Origin of the sequence: Radicibacter daui (genome assembly GCA_030657355.1) — a bacterium.
GTDB classification, from domain to species: Bacteria; Pseudomonadota; Alphaproteobacteria; order Radicibacterales; family Radicibacteraceae; genus Radicibacter; species Radicibacter daui.
On the sequence record CP131056.1, the window covers coordinates 1,034,444 to 1,047,061 of the forward strand.

Genomic DNA, 12,618 nt, shown 5'->3' on the forward strand with positions numbered 1-12,618 from the left:
GCGCCCGCAAGACCCGAAGGGTCTCCATCATAGCGCGGCGGGTGAGGGGGTGTGTTGTCTGATCATGCCCTGACGTGACGCCGCGCCCGTAGGTCTCGGTTGTGAACGGATTTTCAACGGAGCGGGCGTTATTGAGGTCTGTGACCTCCCGATTGCGGGTGTCATATGACAAGCGCGGCACAAGCACACAATATGGCCTGTGCCGGCAGAGCAATAATGCCGCAACTGCACCCCGGCGATCCGGACCGGAAGGGCAAGGGCGCAACGGAAATTCAGGCCGATATCGCATGCTGCGCAGCTACAGCCCCGACAACACCGCCCTGCTGATGGTCAACCCCATCAACCATATCCTGAGCGAAGGCGGGGTGGTGTGGCGCCAGATCCGTGCCGTCGCCCAGGGGGTGGACATGCTGGCGAACATGCGCCGTCTGCTCGCCGCCGCCCGGGAGAACGGCTTCAGGGTCGTCTTCATCTCCCGCCGCTACTGGGACGAATCCTCCTTCGACAGCTGGCGCCATCCCACCCCCTGGCAGCGTCAGGCGGCGGCTCACGGCTTTTTCCAGGAGGGCAGCTGGGGGGCGGACTGGCATCCCGATTTCGCGCCGGAGGCCGGGGAGCTGGTGGTGGATGCCGGCTTTACCCAGAATGCCTTCGTCTCCGGCGGGCTTATGCCGCTGCTCAGCCAGCACGGTATCCAGAAGCTGATCTTTACCGGTGCGCCCGCCAGCGCCTGCATCGAGGCAACGGCCCGCGCTGCCGCCGATGCCGGCTTCCATGTGACGCTGGCGACCGATGCCACGGCCGCCCCTTCGGCCGAGGCGCTGCGGTTTGCGCATGAAGTCTGCGGCGCGCTTTACGCCCATGTCATGGCCCCGGTCGAATCCATTCTCCGCGCCTTTCCGGAGCCCTTGTAAGGCGTTCAGGGCCGCCGTTTTTTCCGGTCTCTTTACACGGCTTCCCACCGCTTAACTTTGTGTGAGGGCCCGCAAGGCGCACCTTTGATGCCGGTCGCCGGGCGGGCGGCCATCAGGCGACGCGAGGGGGCGGTCATGCTGGTGTCCGAGCAGCAGTCAGCGATCCGGGGAGAAAGCCGGCTTTCGGTTCAGGTCGCAGACCTGTTGCACAATGCCGTGCATCTTCTGGAGGACGACAAGGAAGCGGCCCGCCGCTGTCTGGATGCCGCCCGCTGTCTTCTGCTGGAGCAGGAGCAGATGGAGGCCGGCACCCGGGGCGGCCTTGCCCCCTGGCAGCAGACCCGCGTGCGTCACTTCATCGACGACAACCTGTCGGTGTCGCTGCGCATCGGGGCAGTGGCCGCCTGCGTGCGGCTCAGCTCCAGCTATTTTTCCCGCGCCTTCAAGGCGAGCTTCGGCAGCCCGTTCTCACAATATGTGATGGAGCGCCGAATCGCCTTCGCCCGCCAGATGATGCGGGACGGGGACGAGCCGCTGAGCCAGATCGCGCTGGCCTGCGGCCTTGCCGATCAGGCGCACTTCACCCGGCTTTTCCGCAAGTTCGTAGGCATGACACCCAGCCAGTGGCGCCGCATGCACGGCGCCGGGGCCGATGGCCTGTTGCTGGCAACGCCGGCCGCTGCCTGAGGGCAGGACGGCCGGGGCCGGCCTTACTCCATGCCGAGCGCGGCCTTGTAGAGCTCCAGGATCTCTTCCTGCTCGCGGCGGTCGTCATTGGCCATTTTGCGCAGGCGGATGACCTGGCGCATGATCTTGACGTCGAAGCCAAGGGCCTTGGCCTCGCCATAGATGTCCTTGATGTCGTCCTGCAGGCCGCGCTTTTCCTCCTCAAGACGCTCGATGCGCTCGATATAGGATTTGAGCTGCTCGCCCGCGATGCCACCGACTTCTTCGGCCATCTTGTCTCGTCTCCGCTGCTTGGGTTCTGTCGAACCGGTCCGTTCAGGGCGCCGGTTATAAAGGGGCCGGCGCCGCGCGGCAATGCCGGCCCCGCGACCGGGAGGGTCAGTGTCCGGCCGGCTGGCTCTTGCTGAAGGTGGCCTGCTGCTCGGCGCTGGCTTCCTTCTGGTGCCGGTCTTTCCACTCGCTGTACGGCATGCCGTAGACGATCTCGCGCGCGCCTTCATAGTCGAGCGGCAGGCCCTTCTCCTCGGCGGCGGCCCGGTACCATTTGGCGAGGCAGTTCCGGCAGAAGCCGGCAAGGTTCATGAGGTCGATATTCTGCACGTCGGTGCGCTCGCGCAGATGCGCTACCAGCGTGCGGAAGGCGGCGGCTTCCAGCTCGGTGCGGGTGGCCTCGTCGATCTCGGGCCGGGTCGCGGTCATGGTGCATTCCTCGCAGGGCTATATATAAGAGTGTGGCTCTGCCGGCCGGGACGGCAGCGGGGCCTTCCCTCCGCACTTAGGCACCCCGGGCGACGGCGTCAATCACCCCTGCCCAGGCCCCTGTTGCCAGCCATGCGCTGGACGCAACCCGCCTGCCCTTGAAAGGCGGAAAACCTAGGCCGGGATTCGGTTTGCAATGGGGGGCGGTTTGCCGTATAAGGCCCGCCTGCATTCCGTTGGATTGCCAGACCGGGTGGCGAATTCGTCCATCTGAAGTGGCTGCCGGCGTGGTGTTCGGGGTAGGTGAGGCCCCTTTAAACAAACTCACGTGCGAAGGCCGAGTAGCAGGGGTGCCCGTGTGAGCGGGGCGTTTGCGACACGGTCGGACAACAAAGGCCTCTGTGGCGGCTGCCAACCATCGGATGAAGGTCCGAAGGTGGGGCGGTCTTTCGCATTATCTGCCCGGTGCTTCGGCGCCGGAAGGAGAAGGGCGAAAGAGCGTTCCGGGGTAGCGGTCGACATGCCCTTCAGGTCGCTTCACATGAAAGCGCGACCTGACTGACAAGGATGGTAGATGATGGAAGGTCAGAATATCCGCATCCGCCTCAAGGCGTACGATCACCGGATCCTGGATGCGTCCACGGCCGAGATCGTTAACACCGCGAAGCGGACGGGCGCGCGAGTGCGCGGTCCCATTCCCCTGCCGACTCGGATCGAGAAGTTCACGGTGCTGCGTGGTCCGCACATCGACAAGAAGTCCCGTGAGCAGTTCGAAATCCGTACCCACAAGCGCCTGCTCGACATCGTCGATCCGACCCCGCAGACGGTTGATGCTCTTATGAAGCTCGACCTCGCTTCCGGTGTCGACGTCGAGATCAAGCTCTAAGGGAGGCTCGGCACATGCTTCGTGATATTCAGGGGCACCGCCGCACCGGCGTCGTCGCACAGAAGGTCGGCATGACCCGCGTGTTCGATGAGCAGGGCGCTCATGTTCCCGTTACCGTGCTCAAGCTGGACAATCTCCAGGTGACCGCGGTCAAGACCGCAGAGACCGACGGCTACACCGCCGTTCAGCTCGGTGCCGGCACCGCCAAGGTGAAGCGCACCTCCAAGGCTGAGCGCGGTCACTTTGCCAAGGCCAAGGTCGAGCCGAAGAAGAAGGTCGTCGAGTTCCGCGTCCCGGCTGACGCCCTGCTGGAAGTTGGTGCGGAAATCTCCGCCGAACATTTCCTGCCGGGTCAGTTCGTCGACGTGGTCGGCACCTCGGTCGGTAAGGGTTTTGCCGGCGGCATGAAGCGCTGGAACTTCGGTGGTCTGCGTGCGTCCCACGGCGTGTCCGTGTCGCACCGCAGCCACGGTTCCACCGGTCAGTGCCAGGATCCGGGCAAGGTCTTCAAGGGCAAGAAGATGGCCGGTCATCTGGGTGACGAGCGGGTTACCGTTCAGAACCTGAAGATCGTGCGCGTCGATGCCGAAGCCGGCGTCATCCTCGTCAAGGGCTCGATCCCGGGTCATGACGGTGGCTGGGTGCTGGTTCAGGACGCGGTCAAGAAGCCGCTTCCGGAAGGCGCTCCGTTCCCCGCCGCTCTTCGCACCGTTGCTGCTCCGGCTGCCGCTGAGGCTACCGAGACGGCTGGCGGCGAAGCGTAAGACCGCGCCGATCCAAAGGGATATGACCAAATGAAAATCAAGGTTGTGAACCTTCAGAACGAGCCGGTCGGCGACATCGAACTGGACGATGCCGTTTTCGGCCTCAAGTCCCGTTCGGACGTTCTGTTCAAGGTTGTGAACTGGCAGCTGGCCAAGCGCCGTGCCGGTACCCACAAGACCAAGGGCATCAGTGAGATTTCTGGTACGACGGCCAAGCCGTACAACCAGAAGGGCACTGGTCGCGCCCGTCAGGGCTCCAAGCGTTCGCCGCAGTTCCGCGGCGGTGCGACCATCTTCGGACCGGTTGTTCGCTCCCATGCGTTCGACCTGAACAAGAAGGAACGCAAGCTCGGCCTCAAGACCGCCCTGTCCACCAAGCTCGCCGCTGGCAAGCTCGTCATCATCGACGACGCCAAGGCTACCTCGCACAAGACCCGCGAGATGGCTGCGCTCTTCGGCAAGAATGGCTGGGACTCGGTCCTGTTCGTCGACGCTGGCCGTGACGAGAACTTCGAGCGCGCTGTCCGTAACATTCCGAAGATCGACCTGCTCCCGCAGGAAGGCGCGAATGTTTACGACATCCTGCGCCGCGACACGCTGGTCCTCACCAAGGCCGCTGTCGAGCAACTGGAGGCCCGCCTGAAATGAGCCTTAAGTATCGCAGCACCGTCAGCAAGGATACGCTCCCGCTCGAGCGTGCCTATGACATCGTCCGCGCTCCCGTGATCACGGAAAAGTCGACCCTCGGCTCCGAGCATGGCCAGGTGACCTTCAAGGTTGCCAGCGATGCCACCAAGCCGGAGATCAAGGCCGCCGTCGAAAAGATTTTCGACGTCAAGGTCAAGGCCGTGAACACCCTTGTCACCAAGGGCAAGGTCAAGCGCTTCAAGGGCACTCTTGGTCGCCGCAGCGACTACAAGAAGGCCATCGTGACCCTCGCCGAGGGCCACACCATCGACGTCACCGTCGGCGTCTGAGGGGGAGCGTAGATCATGGCATTGAAGCATTTCCGCCCGATCACGCCGGGTACCCGCCAGCTGGTCATCGTTGACCGTGGCGAGCTTTGGAAGGGCAAGCCGGTCAAGTCCCTGACCGAAGGCCTGACCAAGTCCGGCGGCCGTAACAACACCGGTCGTATCACGGTCTTCCATCGCGGTGGCGGTCACAAGCGCCGTTACCGTCTGGTCGATTTCAAGCGCACGAAGTTCGACGTCGTCGGCACCGTGGAACGTCTTGAGTACGATCCCAACCGCACCGCGTTCATCGCGCTGGTCAACTATGCCGACGGCACGCAGGCCTACATCCTGGCCCCGCAGCGCCTCAAGGCCGGTGACCAGGTCGTCGCTGGCAACAAGGTGGACGTGAAGCCCGGTAACGCCATGCCCCTCAAGAGCATGCCGATCGGTACGATCATCCACAATGTTGAACTGACCCCCGGCAAGGGTGGCCAGATGGCCCGTTCGGCTGGCACCTATGCCCAGCTCGTCGGCCGCGACGGTGGTTACGCCCAGATCAAGCTCGCTTCCGGTGAGCTGCGCATGGTGCGTCTGGAGTGCATGGCATCCGTGGGTGCCGTGTCCAACCCGGACAACATGAACACCTCGATGGGCAAGGCCGGTCGTCATCGCTGGCTGGGCATCCGCCCGACCGTGCGTGGCGTCGCCATGAACCCGATCGACCACCCGCATGGTGGTGGTGAAGGCCGTACCTCCGGTGGCCGTCACCCCGTCACCCCGTGGGGCAAGCCGACCAAGGGCAAGCGCACCCGCTCCAACAAGGCAACGGATAAGTTCATCATCCGTAGCCGGCACAAGAAGTAAGAGGGCAACATGGCACGTTCAGTCTGGAAGGGCCCCTTCTTCGACGCCAATCTGCTTCAGAAGGCGGAGAAGGTGCGCTCCTCGGGTCGCAATGAGGTCATCAAGACCTGGTCGCGGCGTTCCACCATCCTGCCGCAGTTCGTCGGCCTCACTTTCGGCGTCTATACCGGTCAGAAGTTCCTGCCGGTTTACGTCACCGAACAGATGATCGGTCACAAGCTGGGCGAGTTCGCGCCGACCCGTACCTACTACGGTCACGCCGCGGACAAGAAGGCGAAGAGGAAGTAACCGTCATGGGTAAGCCGAACAACGCTCCGCGCGTCGCGGAGAATGAAAGCCGGGCCGTGGCGCGTCACATCCGCACCAGCCCGCAGAAGCTCAACCTGGTTGCCGCTCTCATCCGTGGCAAGACCTGCGACAAGGCCCTGGCCGATCTCACCTTCTGCGAACGCCGCGTTGCCGGTGTCGTCAAGAAGGCCCTTGAGTCTGCCATCGCCAATGCCGAAAACAACGCCCAGCTCGACGTCGATCGGCTGTTCGTTGCCGAGGCATTCGTGGGCCGCACCCTGGTGATGAAGCGTTTTCGTCCCCGGGCCCGTGGTCGCGCGGCCGGTATCGAGAAGCCGTTTGCGAACCTCACCATCGTGGTTCGTGAGCGCACCGAAGTGGAGGCCGCGTAACATGGGTCAGAAGATTAATCCGATCGGCCTTCGCGTCGGCATCAATCGTACGTGGGACAGCCGCTGGTATGCGGACAAGGACTACGCCGATCTGCTGCACGAAGACCTGCGCATCCGCAAGTTCCTGGAGAGCAAGCTTCTCCAGGCCGGTGTGGCGCGCATCGTCATCGAGCGTCCGGCCAAGAAGGCCCGCATTACCATTCACACCGCCCGTCCGGGTGTGGTGATCGGTAAGAAGGGTGCGGACATCGAGAAGCTGCGGGTTCAGCTCTCCAAGATGGTCGGCGGCGAAGTCGCCCTGAACATCGTCGAGATCCGCAAGCCTGAAATCGAGGCCAAGCTGGTCGCGGAGAACATCGCTTCCCAGCTCGAGCGTCGTGTGGCTTTCCGCCGCGCGATGAAGCGCTCGGTGCAGAACGCGATGCGTCTCGGTGCCCTCGGCATCCGTATCAACTGCGCCGGTCGTCTCGGCGGTGCGGAAATCGCTCGTACCGAATGGTACCGCGAAGGCCGCGTTCCGCTGCACACGCTGCGTGCAGATATCGATTACGGCCGGGGCACTGCCCACACCACCTACGGTACCTGCGGTATCAAGGTCTGGGTGTTCCGGGGCGAGATCATGGCCCATGACCCGATGGCGCAGGACAAGCGCTCTCAGGGTTGAGATTGACCCGAGTCGGCGGTTCGCTACGAAGCGGACCGCCGCTTGAAGACAGGATGTTGCGGAAATGCTGAGTCCTAAGCGTAGGAAATTCCGGAAGTCGCATAAGCTTTATGCGTCCGGCGTGGCCAAAGGCGGCACCGCGCTCAATTTTGGTGCCTTTGGCTTGAAAGCCCAGGAACCCGGGCGTATAACCGCTCGCCAGATTGAAGCGGCCCGCCGTGCCATTACGCGTCACATGAAGCGTCAGGGCAAGGTGTGGATCCGCATCTTCCCGGATGTGCCGATTTCCAAGAAGCCCCTCGAAGTCCGAATGGGTTCGGGTAAGGGTTCGCCGGAATATTGGGCATGCGGTGTTGGTGCAGGCCGTGTGATGTTTGAACTTGACGGCGTCCCTGTGGATGTTGCGCGTGAGGCTCTCAGCCTCGCTGCCGCTAAGCTCCCGCTCCGGACCCGTTTTGTCGCCCGTCTGGGCGAACTAGAGGGTTAAGAGCGATGAGCAAGGCGGTCGATCTGCGCTCCAAGAGCGACGACGAACTGCAGCAGAACCTGCTGGACCTGAAGAAAGAGCAGTTCAACCTGCGCTTTCAGAAGGCGAGCGGTCAGCTGGAAAACACCGGTCGCGTCAAGGCGGTTCGCCGTGACGTCGCCCGCGTCAAGACACTCCTGAGCGAGCGCAGCCGTAAGGCTGCCGACGCGCAGGCCTAAGTTTAAGGAGTACCAAGGGCCATGCCGCGTCGTGTGCTGCAGGGTAGGGTTACGAGCACCAAGCAGGAAAAGACTGTGACCGTGCTCGTCGAACGCCGGATCATGCATCCGGTGTACAAGAAGTACATCCGTATGACGAAGAAGTACGCCGCGCACGTTGAGGCCGGCTCCTTCAACGAAGGGGATGTGGTTCTCATCGAGGAATGCCGTCCGATTTCCAAGCGTAAGACCTGGAAAGTCGTCGGTACTCCGGGTGATGTGGCGGAGGCCGCCGCCTCCTAAGGGCGGTTCCTTCCCAATTCATGCTTCCTGGTCCGGTTCTTCCGGGCCAGGAAGGTTCCAGAGTCAACCTGCCGAAAACGCCCATGCGTGCATGGGGCCGATCGGTGGGTTCAAGGCATTTACGGTAAAAGGGTCAATGCCATGATTCAGATGCAAACCAACCTGGATGTCGCCGACAACAGCGGCGCGCGGCGGGTGCAGTGCATCAAGGTCCTGGGCGGCTCCCATCGCCGGTCTGCTTCCGTGGGCGACGTCATCGTCGTTTCCATCAAGGAAGCCATTCCGCGTGGCCGCGTTAAGAAGGGCGATGTGCACCGCGCTGTGATCGTGCGTACCGCGAAGGAAGTGCGCCGGGCTGATGGTACTGCCATCCGTTTCGACCGCAATGCAGCGGTTCTCATCAACAAGCAGGGCGAGCCTGTCGGGACCCGTATCTTCGGGCCGGTGACGCGTGAACTGCGTGCGCGCAAGTTCATGAAGATCATCTCGCTGGCCCCGGAGGTGCTGTAATGGCTGCCAAGGTCAAGAAGGGCGACACCGTTGTCGTCACCACCGGCCGTGACAAGGGCAAGCAGGGCTCCGTCCTGCAGGTTCTTCCGGCTGAGGAGCGTGTTGTCGTTCAGGGCGTGAACGTCGTCACCCGTCATCGCAAGCCGTCCGGCGTGCGTGAGGGCGGCCTCGATCGCTTTGAGGCGCCGATCCACATCTCCAACGTCATGCATATCGACCCGAAGGACGGTAAGGCCACCCGTGTCGGCTTCAAGATTGAAGACGGCAAGAAGGTGCGCGTTGCCAGGCGTTCGGGCGAGCTTCTGGACAAGTGAGGCGCGGAACATGGCACGCTTGAAGCAGGAATATGTCGCAACGATCCGCCCGGCCCTTCTGAAGGAGCTCTCCCTGGAGAACATCCACGAAGTGCCGAAGCTGGATAAGATCGTCCTCAACATGGGCGTCGGCGAAGCTGTTGCGGATACCCGCAAGGCACAGAACGCCGCCGGCGACATGGAAAAGATCGCAGGTCAGAAGCCGGTTATCACCCGCGCCAAGACGTCGATCGCCCAGTTCAAGGTTCGCGGCAACATGCCCCTCGGTGTGAAGGTCACCCTTCGCGGCGAGCGCATGTACGAGTTCCTTGACCGCCTGATCACCATCGCGCTCCCGCGCGTTCGTGACTTCCGCGGCGTTTCCGGTACCAGCTTTGACGGCCGTGGCAACTACGCCATGGGCATCAAGGAACAGCTGATTTTCCCGGAAATCGAATACGACAAGATCGACGAGATCCGCGGTATGGACATCGTCATCTGCACCACGGCGAAGACTGACAGCCAGGCCAAGGCCCTGCTGAAGGCCTTCAACATGCCGTTCAACAGCTAAGCGGCGGAAGGATACCGATCATGGCGAAGACTTCGTCCATCGAAAAGAACAACCGCCGCGCCCGGCTGGTGAAGAAGCAGGCAGCCAAGCGTGCCGAGCTCAAGGCCCAGATCAAGAATCTGGCCCTGGCCCCGGAAGATCGCTTCGTCGCTGTCATGAAGCTTAACGAACTGCCGCGTGACGGCTCCAAGGTGCGCGTTCGCAATCGCTGCGAAGTCACCGGCCGCCCGCGTGCTTTCTATCGCAAGCTCAAGATGTCCCGCATTGCCCTGCGTGACCTGGCCTCCATCGGCCAGATCCCGGGCATGGTGAAGTCGAGCTGGTAAGGAGGACCTGATCTATGGCGATGAGCGATCCTCTCGGCGACATGCTGACCCGTATCCGTAACGGTCAGCAGGCGCGTAAGGCGACGGTCACCTGCCCGGCGTCTAAGTTTCGTGCGAATGTCCTCGAGGTTCTGAAGGAACAGGGTTACATCCGCGGCTACGGTCTCGAAGACGTCCGCAAGGGCATTTCGAACCTGCGCATCGAGCTGAAGTACTCTGAGGGCGGTGAGCCGGTTATCAAGGAGATCCAGCGGGTCTCCACCCCCGGCCGTCGTGTCTATTCGAGCGTGGGCGACCTGCGCCAGGTCTATAACGGCCTGGGTATCAGCATCCTCTCCACCCCCAAGGGTGTGATGTCGGATCATGATGCACGCGCCCAGCATGTCGGCGGCGAGATTCTCGCCGAGGTGTTCTAAGGGAGACAGATGAGATGTCGCGTATTGGCAAGCATCCCGTCGAGATCCCGGCCGGCGTTCAGGTTACCCTCGCGGATAACCTGCTGACGGCAAAGGGCAAGCTCGGCGAACTCAAGGCCGTGGTCAGCGACGACGTTGATGTCGTCGTTGAGAGCGGCAAGGTCGTCGTCTCGCTGGTCGAGGGCAACAAGCGCTCTCGGCAGCAGTGGGGCGCGACCCGCACCCAGGTGGCAAATCTGGTCGCTGGTGTCTCGAACGGCTTCACCAAGGAGCTCGAGATCAACGGCGTCGGCTACAAGGCCGCTGTGCAGGGTAAGGAAATCGTGCTGAGCCTCGGCTTCAGCCACGAAATCCGTTACCCGATCCCTGCTGGTATCGAAGTCAAGTGCGAGAAGCCGACGTCGATCTCCATCAAGGGGGCGGACAAGCAGCAGATTGGCCAGATGGCCGCCGAAATTCGCGCCTTCCGGCCGCCTGAGCCCTACAAGGGCAAGGGCGTCAAGTACGCCGGTGAGGAAATCCTGCGTAAGGAAGGCAAGAAGAAGTAAGGAGCGCGGGTTATGAACTTGAAGCGCTATAGCAAGCAGACTGCGCGTCGCGTTTTCCGCGTCCGCAAGAAGCTCAAGGAAGTCGCAGGCGATCGTCCGCGTCTTTCCGTGCATCGCTCGAATAAGAATATCTACGCCCAGATCATCGACGATGTTCGTGGCGTGACGCTGGCGGCGGCCTCTACCCTGGACAAGGGCCTGAAGGTCGAGCTGAAGCATGGTGGTGACATCGGTGCGGCAACTGCCGTCGGCAAGCTGATTGCCGAGCGGGCCAAGGCTGCCGGCATCGAAGCCGTCGTGTTTGACCGCGGCGGTTACATCTACCATGGCCGCGTCAAGGCGCTGGCCGACGCCGCCCGCGAAGGCGGGCTGACGTTCTAAGGGAGCCGCAGACATGGCAAAGGGTGATCGCGAGCGCGGTGGCGAACGCCGTCGCGAAGGCGAAGAAAGTGAACTGATCGAGAAGCTCGTCGGTATCAACCGCGTGGCCAAGGTGGTCAAGGGCGGCAAGCGCTTCGGCTTTGCTGCTCTGGTGGTTGTGGGTGACGGCAAGGGCCGTGTCGGCGTCGGTTCGGGCAAGGCACGTGAAGTGCCGGAAGCCATCCGCAAGGCGACCGAAATGGCCAAGCGCAACATGGTCCGCGTTCCCCTGCGGGAAGGCCGGACCCTGCATCACGACATTACCGGTCACTTCGGTGCCGGCCGTGTCGTGATCCGCACCGCCCCGTCGGGCACCGGCATCATCGCCGGCGGTCCGACCCGCGCGATCTTCGAAGCTCTCGGCGTTTCTGACGTGGTGTGCAAGTCGACGGGTACGTCGAACCCGCACAACATGGTCAAGGCCGTGCTCGATGGCCTGCAGCGCAGCCAGAGCCCGCGCTCTGTTGCTGCCCGTCGTGGCCGCCGGGTGAGCGATATCCTGGGCCGTCGCGAAGGCGACGTCGCCGTTGCGGCGCAGGGGTAATCGATCATGGCTAAGAAGCAGACCGAAGAGAAGAAGACCGTCATCGTTACCCAGACGGGTAGCCTTGCCGGCCGCACGCAGGCCATCCGTGACACGCTCAAGGGTCTCGGTCTCGGCAAGCTCAACCGCACGCGCGAACTGGAGGATACTCCGGCCGTGCGTGGCATGATCCACAAGGTTCACCACCTTGTTCGGGTCGAATCGGCCGAATAAGGAGTCGCGAGATGAAGCTCAACGAACTTCACGACACCGAAGGCTCCCGCAAGGAGCGTATCCGTGTTGGCCGCGGCATCGGTTCCGGTAAGGGCAAGACCGGTGGTCGTGGCGTCAAGGGTCAGAAGTCCCGCTCCGGTGTGAGCATCAAGGGCTTCGAAGGTGGTCAGATGCCGCTGCATCGCCGCCTGCCCAAGCGTGGTTTCAACAACCTGTTCGCCAAGGACTACGCCATCATCAATCTCGGTGATGTGCAGAAGGCCGTGGAAGCGGGCCGTATCGACGCCAAGGCCACCATCACCGCCGAGAGCCTGCGCTCCGCCGGTCTGGTGCGTGCCAGCCGCGACGGCGTGCGCCTGCTGGGCGAGGGTGAACTGTCTGCCAAGCTCTCCTTCGAGCTCGCTGGCGTCTCCGAAGCGGCTCGCGCCGCTGTCGAGAAGGCTGGTGGTTCGGTGACCGTTCTGGAGCCCAAGGCCAAGGGCAAGGCTCCGGTGCGTTACGCCGACAAGGCCTGACAAGACCGGTCCGTTTTCCGTACCAAAACAGGTCGTCGTCCGCCCTTCGGGGCAGGCGGCGCCTGCGGTCCGGAAGGATGACCAAATCCGATAACGCGCCCGGCCGCTTCCTCACTAACGAGTGAAGTGCCGGGCGCGTTATTCGTTTGCAGGCAAGGGGT

General features: G+C 62.8%; 25 protein-coding genes. 23 read left to right on the forward strand and 2 right to left on the reverse strand.

Annotation, left to right across the window (positions count from 1 at the left end; all coding sequences use genetic code 11):
• Positions 1 to 287: 287 nt before the first annotated feature.
• Both QTL98_RS04800 and QTL98_RS04805 read left to right on the forward strand, forming a co-directional pair.
• A complete protein-coding gene (locus tag QTL98_RS04800; protein ID WP_445681087.1) occupies positions 288 to 914 on the forward strand; it encodes a cysteine hydrolase family protein in 627 nt (208 codons plus the stop codon).
• An 87-nt stretch (positions 915 to 1,001) separates the two neighbouring features.
• The gene (locus tag QTL98_RS04805) at positions 1,002 to 1,601 is read left to right on the forward strand and encodes a helix-turn-helix transcriptional regulator (RefSeq protein ID WP_445681088.1); all 600 of its coding nucleotides are present in this window, start codon (positions 1,002 to 1,004) and stop codon (positions 1,599 to 1,601) included.
• A gap of 23 nt (positions 1,602 to 1,624) precedes the next feature.
• Here QTL98_RS04805 and QTL98_RS04810 read toward each other — a convergent pair whose 3' ends face one another.
• Both QTL98_RS04810 and QTL98_RS04815 read right to left on the reverse strand, forming a co-directional pair.
• Positions 1,625 to 1,873, reverse strand: coding sequence for a DUF2312 domain-containing protein (locus QTL98_RS04810; RefSeq protein WP_445681089.1), 249 nt, complete (start codon positions 1,871 to 1,873; stop codon positions 1,625 to 1,627).
• 106 nt (positions 1,874 to 1,979) lie between these two features.
• Complete coding sequence (locus tag QTL98_RS04815) at positions 1,980 to 2,279, reverse strand: DUF1244 domain-containing protein (protein ID WP_510637547.1); 300 nt, start codon at positions 2,277 to 2,279, stop codon at positions 1,980 to 1,982.
• A gap of 598 nt (positions 2,280 to 2,877) precedes the next feature.
• Here QTL98_RS04815 and rpsJ point away from each other — a divergent pair.
• The 21 genes from rpsJ to rplO all read left to right on the forward strand — a co-directional run bounded on the left by rpsJ (position 2,878) and on the right by rplO (position 12,457).
• The gene (gene rpsJ, locus QTL98_RS04820) at positions 2,878 to 3,186 is read left to right on the forward strand and encodes a 30S ribosomal protein S10 (RefSeq protein WP_445682089.1); all 309 of its coding nucleotides are present in this window, start codon (positions 2,878 to 2,880) and stop codon (positions 3,184 to 3,186) included.
• A 14-nt stretch (positions 3,187 to 3,200) separates the two neighbouring features.
• Positions 3,201 to 3,950, forward strand: a complete 750-nt coding sequence (gene rplC, locus QTL98_RS04825) for a 50S ribosomal protein L3 (RefSeq protein ID WP_445681091.1) — start codon at positions 3,201 to 3,203, stop codon at positions 3,948 to 3,950.
• A 30-nt stretch (positions 3,951 to 3,980) separates the two neighbouring features.
• Positions 3,981 to 4,598: a 50S ribosomal protein L4 gene (gene rplD / locus QTL98_RS04830; protein WP_445681092.1), complete on the forward strand. Its 618-nt coding sequence runs from the start codon at positions 3,981 to 3,983 to the stop codon at positions 4,596 to 4,598.
• Positions 4,595 to 4,927, forward strand: coding sequence for a 50S ribosomal protein L23 (locus tag QTL98_RS04835; protein WP_445681093.1), 333 nt, complete (start codon positions 4,595 to 4,597; stop codon positions 4,925 to 4,927). Before rplD ends, QTL98_RS04835 begins: the two co-directional genes overlap by 4 nt.
• Before the next feature lie 15 nt (positions 4,928 to 4,942).
• The gene (gene rplB / locus QTL98_RS04840; protein WP_445681094.1) at positions 4,943 to 5,770 is read left to right on the forward strand and encodes a 50S ribosomal protein L2; all 828 of its coding nucleotides are present in this window, start codon (positions 4,943 to 4,945) and stop codon (positions 5,768 to 5,770) included.
• A 9-nt stretch (positions 5,771 to 5,779) separates the two neighbouring features.
• Positions 5,780 to 6,058, forward strand: coding sequence for a 30S ribosomal protein S19 (gene rpsS, locus QTL98_RS04845; RefSeq protein WP_445681095.1), 279 nt, complete (start codon positions 5,780 to 5,782; stop codon positions 6,056 to 6,058).
• Positions 6,059 to 6,063: 5 nt separating this feature from the next.
• Positions 6,064 to 6,450: a 50S ribosomal protein L22 gene (rplV, locus tag QTL98_RS04850; protein WP_445681096.1), complete on the forward strand. Its 387-nt coding sequence runs from the start codon at positions 6,064 to 6,066 to the stop codon at positions 6,448 to 6,450.
• 1 nt (position 6,451) lies between these two features.
• Positions 6,452 to 7,114: a 30S ribosomal protein S3 gene (gene rpsC / locus QTL98_RS04855; RefSeq protein ID WP_445681097.1), complete on the forward strand. Its 663-nt coding sequence runs from the start codon at positions 6,452 to 6,454 to the stop codon at positions 7,112 to 7,114.
• Positions 7,115 to 7,178: 64 nt separating this feature from the next.
• Positions 7,179 to 7,601, forward strand: a complete 423-nt coding sequence (gene rplP, locus QTL98_RS04860) for a 50S ribosomal protein L16 (RefSeq protein WP_445681098.1) — start codon at positions 7,179 to 7,181, stop codon at positions 7,599 to 7,601.
• 5 nt (positions 7,602 to 7,606) lie between these two features.
• Positions 7,607 to 7,819 (forward strand): 50S ribosomal protein L29, encoded by a 213-nt coding sequence (gene rpmC / locus QTL98_RS04865; protein WP_445681099.1) that lies wholly within the window; start codon positions 7,607 to 7,609, stop codon positions 7,817 to 7,819.
• 21 nt (positions 7,820 to 7,840) lie between these two features.
• Complete coding sequence (gene rpsQ, locus QTL98_RS04870; protein ID WP_445681100.1) at positions 7,841 to 8,101, forward strand: 30S ribosomal protein S17; 261 nt, start codon at positions 7,841 to 7,843, stop codon at positions 8,099 to 8,101.
• Positions 8,102 to 8,242: 141 nt separating this feature from the next.
• Positions 8,243 to 8,611 (forward strand): 50S ribosomal protein L14, encoded by a 369-nt coding sequence (rplN, locus tag QTL98_RS04875; RefSeq protein WP_445681101.1) that lies wholly within the window; start codon positions 8,243 to 8,245, stop codon positions 8,609 to 8,611.
• Positions 8,611 to 8,925 carry a 50S ribosomal protein L24 gene (rplX, locus tag QTL98_RS04880; protein WP_445681102.1) on the forward strand — a complete coding sequence of 105 codons (315 nt, stop codon included), beginning with the start codon at positions 8,611 to 8,613 and terminating at the stop codon, positions 8,923 to 8,925. Before rplN ends, rplX begins: the two co-directional genes overlap by 1 nt.
• Before the next feature lie 10 nt (positions 8,926 to 8,935).
• A complete protein-coding gene (rplE, locus tag QTL98_RS04885) occupies positions 8,936 to 9,475 on the forward strand; it encodes a 50S ribosomal protein L5 (RefSeq protein ID WP_445681103.1) in 540 nt (179 codons plus the stop codon).
• Between the two features lie 20 nt (positions 9,476 to 9,495).
• The gene (gene rpsN / locus QTL98_RS04890) at positions 9,496 to 9,801 is read left to right on the forward strand and encodes a 30S ribosomal protein S14 (protein ID WP_445681104.1); all 306 of its coding nucleotides are present in this window, start codon (positions 9,496 to 9,498) and stop codon (positions 9,799 to 9,801) included.
• 14 nt (positions 9,802 to 9,815) lie between these two features.
• A complete protein-coding gene (gene rpsH / locus QTL98_RS04895) occupies positions 9,816 to 10,217 on the forward strand; it encodes a 30S ribosomal protein S8 (protein ID WP_445681105.1) in 402 nt (133 codons plus the stop codon).
• 14 nt (positions 10,218 to 10,231) lie between these two features.
• Positions 10,232 to 10,765: a 50S ribosomal protein L6 gene (gene rplF / locus QTL98_RS04900; RefSeq protein WP_445681106.1), complete on the forward strand. Its 534-nt coding sequence runs from the start codon at positions 10,232 to 10,234 to the stop codon at positions 10,763 to 10,765.
• Positions 10,766 to 10,777: 12 nt separating this feature from the next.
• Complete coding sequence (gene rplR / locus QTL98_RS04905; protein WP_445681107.1) at positions 10,778 to 11,146, forward strand: 50S ribosomal protein L18; 369 nt, start codon at positions 10,778 to 10,780, stop codon at positions 11,144 to 11,146.
• 13 nt (positions 11,147 to 11,159) lie between these two features.
• Positions 11,160 to 11,729 carry a 30S ribosomal protein S5 gene (gene rpsE, locus QTL98_RS04910; RefSeq protein WP_445681108.1) on the forward strand — a complete coding sequence of 190 codons (570 nt, stop codon included), beginning with the start codon at positions 11,160 to 11,162 and terminating at the stop codon, positions 11,727 to 11,729.
• Between the two features lie 6 nt (positions 11,730 to 11,735).
• Positions 11,736 to 11,942 (forward strand): 50S ribosomal protein L30, encoded by a 207-nt coding sequence (gene rpmD, locus QTL98_RS04915; RefSeq protein WP_445681109.1) that lies wholly within the window; start codon positions 11,736 to 11,738, stop codon positions 11,940 to 11,942.
• Positions 11,943 to 11,953: 11 nt separating this feature from the next.
• Positions 11,954 to 12,457 carry a 50S ribosomal protein L15 gene (gene rplO, locus QTL98_RS04920; protein ID WP_445681110.1) on the forward strand — a complete coding sequence of 168 codons (504 nt, stop codon included), beginning with the start codon at positions 11,954 to 11,956 and terminating at the stop codon, positions 12,455 to 12,457.
• Positions 12,458 to 12,618 lie beyond the last annotated feature (161 nt).

Excerpts from the sequence above, each read along its gene's own strand:
- rpmC (WP_445681099.1), top strand. The coding sequence starts at position 7,607 with ATGAGCAAGGCGGTCGATCTGCGCTCCAAGAGCGACGACGAACTGCAG.
- rpsH (WP_445681105.1), top strand. The coding sequence starts at position 9,816 with ATGGCGATGAGCGATCCTCTCGGCGACATGCTGACCCGTATCCGTAAC.
- rpsJ (WP_445682089.1), top strand. The coding sequence starts at position 2,878 with ATGGAAGGTCAGAATATCCGCATCCGCCTCAAGGCGTACGATCACCGG.
- QTL98_RS04800 (WP_445681087.1), top strand. The coding sequence starts at position 288 with ATGCTGCGCAGCTACAGCCCCGACAACACCGCCCTGCTGATGGTCAAC.
- QTL98_RS04810 (WP_445681089.1), bottom strand. The coding sequence starts at position 1,873 with ATGGCCGAAGAAGTCGGTGGCATCGCGGGCGAGCAGCTCAAATCCTAT.
- rplN (WP_445681101.1), top strand. The coding sequence starts at position 8,243 with ATGATTCAGATGCAAACCAACCTGGATGTCGCCGACAACAGCGGCGCG.
- rpsQ (WP_445681100.1), top strand. The coding sequence starts at position 7,841 with ATGCCGCGTCGTGTGCTGCAGGGTAGGGTTACGAGCACCAAGCAGGAA.
- rplC (WP_445681091.1), top strand. The coding sequence starts at position 3,201 with ATGCTTCGTGATATTCAGGGGCACCGCCGCACCGGCGTCGTCGCACAG.
- rplB (WP_445681094.1), top strand. The coding sequence starts at position 4,943 with ATGGCATTGAAGCATTTCCGCCCGATCACGCCGGGTACCCGCCAGCTG.
- rplV (WP_445681096.1), top strand. The coding sequence starts at position 6,064 with ATGGGTAAGCCGAACAACGCTCCGCGCGTCGCGGAGAATGAAAGCCGG.
- rplE (WP_445681103.1), top strand. The coding sequence starts at position 8,936 with ATGGCACGCTTGAAGCAGGAATATGTCGCAACGATCCGCCCGGCCCTT.
- rpsE (WP_445681108.1), top strand. The coding sequence starts at position 11,160 with ATGGCAAAGGGTGATCGCGAGCGCGGTGGCGAACGCCGTCGCGAAGGC.
- rplF (WP_445681106.1), top strand. The coding sequence starts at position 10,232 with ATGTCGCGTATTGGCAAGCATCCCGTCGAGATCCCGGCCGGCGTTCAG.
- rplD (WP_445681092.1), top strand. The coding sequence starts at position 3,981 with ATGAAAATCAAGGTTGTGAACCTTCAGAACGAGCCGGTCGGCGACATC.
- rplO (WP_445681110.1), top strand. The coding sequence starts at position 11,954 with ATGAAGCTCAACGAACTTCACGACACCGAAGGCTCCCGCAAGGAGCGT.
- rpsS (WP_445681095.1), top strand. The coding sequence starts at position 5,780 with ATGGCACGTTCAGTCTGGAAGGGCCCCTTCTTCGACGCCAATCTGCTT.
- QTL98_RS04805 (WP_445681088.1), top strand. The coding sequence starts at position 1,002 with ATGCCGGTCGCCGGGCGGGCGGCCATCAGGCGACGCGAGGGGGCGGTC.
- rpsC (WP_445681097.1), top strand. The coding sequence starts at position 6,452 with ATGGGTCAGAAGATTAATCCGATCGGCCTTCGCGTCGGCATCAATCGT.
- rpsN (WP_445681104.1), top strand. The coding sequence starts at position 9,496 with ATGGCGAAGACTTCGTCCATCGAAAAGAACAACCGCCGCGCCCGGCTG.
- rplR (WP_445681107.1), top strand. The coding sequence starts at position 10,778 with ATGAACTTGAAGCGCTATAGCAAGCAGACTGCGCGTCGCGTTTTCCGC.
- QTL98_RS04835 (WP_445681093.1), top strand. The coding sequence starts at position 4,595 with ATGAGCCTTAAGTATCGCAGCACCGTCAGCAAGGATACGCTCCCGCTC.
- rpmD (WP_445681109.1), top strand. The coding sequence starts at position 11,736 with ATGGCTAAGAAGCAGACCGAAGAGAAGAAGACCGTCATCGTTACCCAG.
- rplP (WP_445681098.1), top strand. The coding sequence starts at position 7,179 with ATGCTGAGTCCTAAGCGTAGGAAATTCCGGAAGTCGCATAAGCTTTAT.
- rplX (WP_445681102.1), top strand. The coding sequence starts at position 8,611 with ATGGCTGCCAAGGTCAAGAAGGGCGACACCGTTGTCGTCACCACCGGC.